The organism is Clostridium sp. UBA1652, from assembly GCF_002320975.1.
GTDB lineage: Bacteria > Bacillota > Clostridia > Clostridiales > Clostridiaceae > Clostridium_T > Clostridium_T intestinale.
In genome coordinates, this window is the sequence record NZ_DCLI01000016.1 from 1 (window position 1) to 7,011 (window position 7,011).

At 29.0% G+C, this 7,011-nt stretch carries 6 protein-coding genes; 1 reads left to right on the top strand and 5 read right to left on the bottom strand.

What is annotated here, in order from left to right; genetic code table 11:
• A partial coding sequence (locus B3N22_RS02320; protein ID WP_286904547.1) for a P-loop NTPase family protein occupies positions 1 to 1,410 on the bottom strand: 1,410 nt, incomplete at its 3' end.
• Between the two features lie 251 nt (positions 1,411 to 1,661).
• Between B3N22_RS02320 and B3N22_RS02325 the strand changes: the two genes are divergently transcribed.
• Positions 1,662 to 2,798 carry an aminotransferase class V-fold PLP-dependent enzyme gene (locus B3N22_RS02325; protein WP_286904549.1) on the top strand — a complete coding sequence of 379 codons (1,137 nt, stop codon included), beginning with the start codon at positions 1,662 to 1,664 and terminating at the stop codon, positions 2,796 to 2,798.
• Between the two features lie 232 nt (positions 2,799 to 3,030).
• Here B3N22_RS02325 and B3N22_RS02330 read toward each other — a convergent pair whose 3' ends face one another.
• The 4 genes from B3N22_RS02330 to B3N22_RS02345 form a co-directional block, all read right to left on the bottom strand.
• Positions 3,031 to 4,116 carry an ABC transporter permease gene (locus B3N22_RS02330; protein ID WP_286904551.1) on the bottom strand — a complete coding sequence of 362 codons (1,086 nt, stop codon included), beginning with the start codon at positions 4,114 to 4,116 and terminating at the stop codon, positions 3,031 to 3,033.
• A gap of 1 nt (position 4,117) precedes the next feature.
• Positions 4,118 to 4,852: an ABC transporter ATP-binding protein gene (locus B3N22_RS02335; protein WP_286904553.1), complete on the bottom strand. Its 735-nt coding sequence runs from the start codon at positions 4,850 to 4,852 to the stop codon at positions 4,118 to 4,120.
• A gap of 199 nt (positions 4,853 to 5,051) precedes the next feature.
• The gene (locus tag B3N22_RS02340; RefSeq protein WP_286904555.1) at positions 5,052 to 5,822 is read right to left on the bottom strand and encodes a YhfC family intramembrane metalloprotease; all 771 of its coding nucleotides are present in this window, start codon (positions 5,820 to 5,822) and stop codon (positions 5,052 to 5,054) included.
• A 17-nt stretch (positions 5,823 to 5,839) separates the two neighbouring features.
• Positions 5,840 to 6,970, bottom strand: coding sequence for a DUF1648 domain-containing protein (locus tag B3N22_RS02345; protein WP_286904557.1), 1,131 nt, complete (start codon positions 6,968 to 6,970; stop codon positions 5,840 to 5,842).
• Between the last annotated feature and the right edge of the window lie 41 nt (positions 6,971 to 7,011).

The window sequence follows — 7,011 nt, forward strand, 5'->3', positions numbered from 1 at the left end:
GTAAAAACGCACTATTATAGTTTCAATTATATATTTGAAATTATTGTAGGTTATCACTAAATCTAATCTTTTTTCTTCTGATATTTGAACCTCTTTAAAATCGAATCCTGTTCCGTTGATTATAGGTTTTATGAAAGCTAAGAATATAATCCTCCCATGATGTTCTATAAATTCTTTATCTTTAGCAGAATATTGTTCTTTCATAAATTGCTGGAACCTCTGAAGAATCTTTTCTATATTTAATCCTCCATCATTATTTGTGAAGCTTGATTTAATGTTGTACAAACTCATATTATTAGCTGAAGTTCGTACTTTTGATATCATATAGTTATAAATTATTTCTTCAAATATTTTATTACTTATTTCTACCCCATTTTCACCTTTCTTAAATATTCCATAGGTTAACCCTAATGCTATGGTTGGGTCCAACGGATTAAATATTATATGCTCTCCATCAACTAAAATTCTACTTACTAATTTATATAATTCTTTATTGTTTTCTAAGTTTTTGATTATGCTCTCAAACAAAGTATTTACTTCTTCATTAATCATTTTAATTGCTTTTCGAATTTCTTCTCTACTCCAAGGAAGCTTCTCTTCAAATAATATTTTTTCATCAATAATCTGACAAATCTTACTTACTAAATAGGGGTAGCCTCCTGTGAAGAAGTAAATTTCATCACTTAAAGCCTTAATATCCATATCATAGATATTATTAGCTTCCCTATACTCATTAAGCATAGTTGATATTTCTTCTGGGGAAAAACTCATATCTACATCAAAATCTACAGCTATATTCCAAGGTGAGTTATATTTAGCCTCTTCCTCTGCTCTTAACTTTAATTTCAAACTTTTAATATCATACATCCCAACTAATATAACAGATTTAAAAGTATAATCTTCTCCTACTTCTCTTGCTAAATATTTTTTTCTTAACATTCCTATAAAACTTAAGAACAACTGATTATTTGAACTTTGATCAACCTCATCAATTAATAAAATTACTTCTTTCTCTGATAGTTCTATAAATTTAGTTATAGAATCTGATAATTCATCTAGATCTTGAACCTTGGTATTAAATAATTCTATTAATTGATTATTTTTTTCTATTTCAACTTTTATAGATTGATATATCAATTTTAAGAATTTATTTGAAAAGGTCTCTTCATCCTCAAAGGCTTTATGGAGTCCCCCTTCAAAACTAATATTTATAACTAAATATTCTTCAGTCAATAAATTTTTTAATCTGCTTAATGTAGTGGTTTTTCCGTATTGTCTAGGTCTATTTATAGTAAAATAAAATTCATTATCTATAAGTTCTTTAATCTGAATAAGCTTTTTACTTATATCAACCATGTAGTGTTTTCTTGGAACACAAACTCCTGTACTATTAAATCTTTTTTTAATCAACTATAAATACACCTCACTTTTAGTTTTAAATTACTAGATTAATTATACCATAATTTTTAGTTTAGAAAGATTTAGCTTTGTTTAAATCCATAAGTCTATGTTGGAAAGAAAAGTTGGTGAATTAAGAGATACATTTGCTATAATATTATGTAGTTGATAATTGAGAGTTGATGGAACTATCTAGTCAAAAAACCGCAATAATTCTCAATTCTCCACTTTCAACTTTCAACTGAAAAAGAGGTGCAAATATAATGATTTATTTTGATAATGCAGCTACAAGCTTTCCAAAACCAGATACTGTAGCTCTAGCTGTTGCAAATGCTATAAATACTTTAGGAAATCCTTCTAGAGGTTCTTACTCTTTAGCTCTTGATGCTTCTAGACTTGTATATAAAACAAGAGAAAAAGTTTCAGAATTATTTAATGTAGGTAATCCTCTAAATGTTGCCTTCACTTCAAATTCTACAGAAGCTTTAAATATATCTTTAAATGGTTGTCTGAGCATAGGTGATCATGTAATAACTACGGAACTTGAACACAATTCTGTTTTAAGACCACTTTATGCCTTAAGAGAAAAAGGAATTGATTTATCTATAATTCCTTCTAATATAAATGGAATTTTAAATTACTCTAAAATAGAAAAAGAAATTAAATCAACCACTAAAGCCATAGTCTGCACCCATGGTTCAAATCTTACAGGAAATCTTATAGACATAAAACTTATAGGAGAAATCTGCAAAAGAAACAATCTACTATTTATATTAGATGCTTCTCAAACTGCTGGAGTTTTCCCTATAGATATGCACAGAGATAATGTTGATATAATTTGCTTTACAGGACATAAATCTTTAATGGGCCCTCAAGGAACAGGCGGAATATGCATAAAAGATAATCTTCCAATACGTCCATTAAAAACAGGTGGCAGCGGAAGTCACTCTTATTCAAAGTCCCATCCCCTAGAAATGCCCGATGCTCTAGAAGCAGGAACAGTTAATAGCCACAGTATAGCTGGACTTTTAGCAGGGCTTGAATTTATAGAGGAAATAGGAATAAATAAAATAAGAGAAAAGGAACTGTCTCATATGTGGAAGTTTTATAATGGAATTAAAGATACTCAAAATATACGTATCTATGGCGACTTCTCAAAGTTTTTAAGAGCTCCTATAGTTACTTTAAATCTTGGCGATTATGATTCAAACCTTGTATGTGATGAGCTTTGGAATAACTATGAAATAGCAACAAGAGCTGGTGCTCACTGTGCTCCACTTATGCATGAAGCTTTAGGAACTAAAGAACAAGGAGCAGTAAGATTTAGTTTTTCTTACTTTAATACTGATGAAGAAATTGAAATTGGAATTAAAGCTATAAAGGAATTGTCCACACTATAGCTCTTCAGAGGCTTATTTTTAATCCTATTTAAATCCTTTTGCTTTTAAATTTTACCAAATACTGTGTTTACCTAAATACATAGTTTTACTGTGTACTATATTTAACTAAATGATTAGTTTTACTAAATGCTTAGCTTTACTATATACTATGCTTATCTATGTATTTAGTTTAGCATAGTATAATGTACAGAAAAAGTAGTTTTTATCAGCTTAAAAACTACTTTTTTCACTTCTAAATCCTTCTATATTTCTTTAAAGCTAATATATTGAGCATTATAAATAATATTGCATATCCTGCAAGCATAAAAACATCAAAAGAAACTTCTCCTAAAGTGTATCCCTTTATAGCAACGTTTTTTAAAGCTTCAGCTCCATAGGTAAGTGGAAATACTTTAGATAAAACATGTACCCATGTTGGAGCTTCTGTTAAATTAAATATGCCGCTAAATAAAATCTGAGGAATTATTATAACTGGTATAAATTGAAACAACTGAAGTTCATTTCTTGCAAATGAAGATAAAAATGTACCTAAGGACAGAGATCCAGCTGCAAGTATTATATTTATTAATAATACACTTAAAAAACTTCCTTTTAAATTTATATCTAATCCGTAAAACATAAACAATTGTATAATTACAGTCTGAATAACTACAAATGCACCAAAGCCTATAAAATATCCAAGTACTATTTCACTTCTTTTTAAGGGAGTAGCTAATATTCTATCCAAGGTTCCGCTTATTCTCTCTCTCAAAAAGGATACTCCTGCTATTAAAAATACAAAAAAGAATATAAAAAACCCCATCATTGTAGGTGCTAAAACATCAAATAAATCCATATCTTCTGAGCCATAAAGATAATTGATCTCTGGTTTATTAGGCATATCTACTTTCACTGTATTTCCCTTTAAGGCTTTACTGATATCTTTTATAAATACAGATAATTTATCTTCTGAATAAGATGACACTGCCTTACTTACAGAATTTATTGTAAGTTTTGCTGTATTAGGATCTGAACCATCAATAGTTATTTCTGCTTTGTCTCCACTAAAATCTATAAATCCATCCGATTTCTTTTCTTTAAGATTATCTATAGCTTCATTTTCATTAGATACATTTGTGACCTCTGCCTCGTCTTCAAGGAAAACTATAAACTCTTCTGGAGCTGATATTACATCAACCTTTGCCTTCTCTGGAGCAGAAGTCAATATTATACTAAAAAGATAAATAACAAATATAGGTGCTAATAACATCATTCCTATGGTTCGCTTATCTCCTATAATCTGTTTCATAACTCTTTTAGCCACAGTAATACTTCTCATATTATTTCTCCCCCTTTAGGCTTCCAAAATATAAAAAAGCACCTTCTATAGTTTCAGTCTTAGCTTGTTTTTTTAAGTCCTCTGGAGAAGATAATGCTGTTATCTTTCCATCTCTTATAAGGGCTAATCTATCGCATTTCTCAGCTTCATCCATAACATGAGTAGTAATTATTATAGTACAACCACTATCTTTAAGTTCATTAAACTTGCCCCAGAACTCCTGTCTAAGCACTGGATCTATTCCAACTGTTGGTTCATCTAATATTATAATCTCAGGGGTGTGTATTAAAGCTATTGCAAGAGATAGTCTTCTTTTCATTCCGCCAGAGAAGTTTCTCACAGCCTTTTTTTCATCTTCTAAAAGATGTGTAAGTTTTAAAACCTCTCTAGCCCTCTCTTTTGCTATCTTTCCCTTTAATCCATAAAGTTCAGCAAAAAACAAAAGATTATCCATTGCATTTAAGTCCTCATATAAGGCATCAGATTGAGCCATATAACCAACCTTAGATGTTACCTTTAATGATGGAATTTTAGTATTCAACACTTCAATACTGCCTAAGCTTGGCGTCTGCATTCCAACTATAGACTTCACTAAAGTTGTTTTTCCAGAACCAGAAGGTCCTAAGATACCTAATACCTCACCCTTCTTAACCTCAATACTTACATCATCAAGTACTGTATTGGAACCAAACTTCTGTGTAATATTTTGTACAGAAATAACAGAATTACTGTGCATGGTAAGTTGCCTCCTATATTTATAATTATTTTCTTATTCCATCAAGTAATATACGGGTCATTTTCTCTACCTCTTCTTCATCATTTTCAACTGGAAACATATTAGGGAAATTAACTGTAAATACAATATATTCCTAAAACATTTTATTGTAAATAGAAAAAACTCTGAGGACAAAAAATTATTCTCAGAGTTTTATTTTCTATTCAATATTCTCAAATATTTTTCTACTTCTTATAGTAAAAACTACTGTTATAATTGCAAATATACCTACAACTGCCTCTACTATAAAAACATTACTTATTATCTTGGTTTGATATAAAGCAGGAATAAAATCTACTAATGCATGGAGCAATATTGCATATAAAAGATAAATATTTTTTCTCTTTTTAATTCCATAAAACACTACAAAAGTAAGTCCAACTTGAACCATAAATGCAAATATTCTCTCAATACCACCAACCCCAATCATTAAAGGAGTTGCATTCATTACAGAGGCTTTAATACCTTCAACCATAGATTCACTTTGTCCCTTTAGCATCGTATCTAAAGTGCCTGAGTTTAATGCAAAAGTTATTATTAAAGAGTTCAGAAAACTCAATCCTCCAACTAGTATAGCTTCTATTCCTCCATGACCTATAGCATATCCTAGCCCATCTTTCCATTCTCTTTTATTCTTTAAAAAAGTTTTGAAAACCAAAAATCTTCCTGTTTCTTCAAATACTCCAGCAGCCAGAGCCCCATATATACCAAAAGCAAAAGTATTTGTTGGAATTATATTAGAGGACATAACAATTTTATGAAGTATTTGCTCTAATATTAATGCAAATAATACAAAGCCTATTATTCCACCTAAGGTTGTCTTTATAGATATCCCTTCTTTAACTTTGAAATATATAAATATACCTATAGGAAATAATACACAAACTAGCATTACTATACTCATTGAAATTATTACATTATTACTTACCATATCAACACACCCCTACTTTATGAAAATATAACTGGCATTAGTATCATTATAGCTACAAATATTATAAATATTATCGATATAATAATAGATATTTTATTGCCAAAATTCATTGTCCATCCAGTTCCAAAACGCTTTTCTACAAATATTGATGGATCATTAGGATTATAGTAAAAAGATCCAAGTATCCAAAACTCATCGTCATCAACATTTATAACATCAGAATTTATATCTGATTCATCCTTATCCTTTATATTGCTTCCACCTTGACCTATTTTAATACTTATAATGATAGGTCCTATAACTACTGCTAGGAAAAAGATAATTAAAACCGGAGTAAATTTAGCTAAATCAAAAGAAATAATATTAGAAGATTTTAAATTAAATGTTGTTAATAAAAGACTTAATCCAATAGTTAAACAATATATCATTATTGAATTAATTTTCTTAAACTTAAATAATTTTTGTGAAGCTTTAACAGGATTACTTGCATCAATTTTATTTTTACTTATAGCAATAGAGTAATTTGTGAAAGCTAAAATTCCAACTAAAACTAAAGGTATTAATCCAGTACTTATAACTGAACCCATAGATTTAGTCACAAATCTATCTGCAACACCTTGTATATTCCAATGTGTACCTATATTTTCTGGAAGATTATCGTAATTCATAAGCGGCAAAATTAAATTAGTTAAAGCTATAATCCCAGGTATAATAAACCAAACAGGATGTACTACTGCATCTTTTCTTAAGGTTTTAGACATATTGGTATCAACATAAACCACCTGTTTTTTATTACCCATAAAATTATTTTTACTTTTATATATCTTCATCTTTTTATTAGATCTTAAATAGATTACAAAATATGCTCCAATAATAACAATAGTAAATAATACTAAAGTTAAAGGGTGGTTAAACACATTGTTTAATATTATAAAATAAATTATGGCAATAGTTAAAGTTATCCCTGTTACTTCAATATAATAACTTCTAGATATTTTTTTAATTTCTTCATCTTTAGTCCTATCTAATGGTATTGAAACACCAAATATTAAATCTTTTCTAGTTATCTTAGGGGTAACTAAAAAAGTCAAATATAACAAAGCAAAAATGAAAATTGACATCACATTACTAATTAATTCGTTATTCATAAAACACCCCTCCTTGAGGTTTATGTTAGTGTAAAGTTTTT

Bases quoted from the DNA above. Each gene is read 5' to 3' on its own strand.
- B3N22_RS02325 (WP_286904549.1), top strand. From the start codon at position 1,662: ATGATTTATTTTGATAATGCAGCTACAAGCTTTCCAAAACCAGATACT.
- B3N22_RS02330 (WP_286904551.1), bottom strand. From the start codon at position 4,116: ATGAGAAGTATTACTGTGGCTAAAAGAGTTATGAAACAGATTATAGGA.
- B3N22_RS02335 (WP_286904553.1), bottom strand. From the start codon at position 4,852: ATGCACAGTAATTCTGTTATTTCTGTACAAAATATTACACAGAAGTTT.
- B3N22_RS02340 (WP_286904555.1), bottom strand. From the start codon at position 5,822: ATGGTAAGTAATAATGTAATAATTTCAATGAGTATAGTAATGCTAGTT.
- B3N22_RS02345 (WP_286904557.1), bottom strand. From the start codon at position 6,970: ATGAATAACGAATTAATTAGTAATGTGATGTCAATTTTCATTTTTGCT.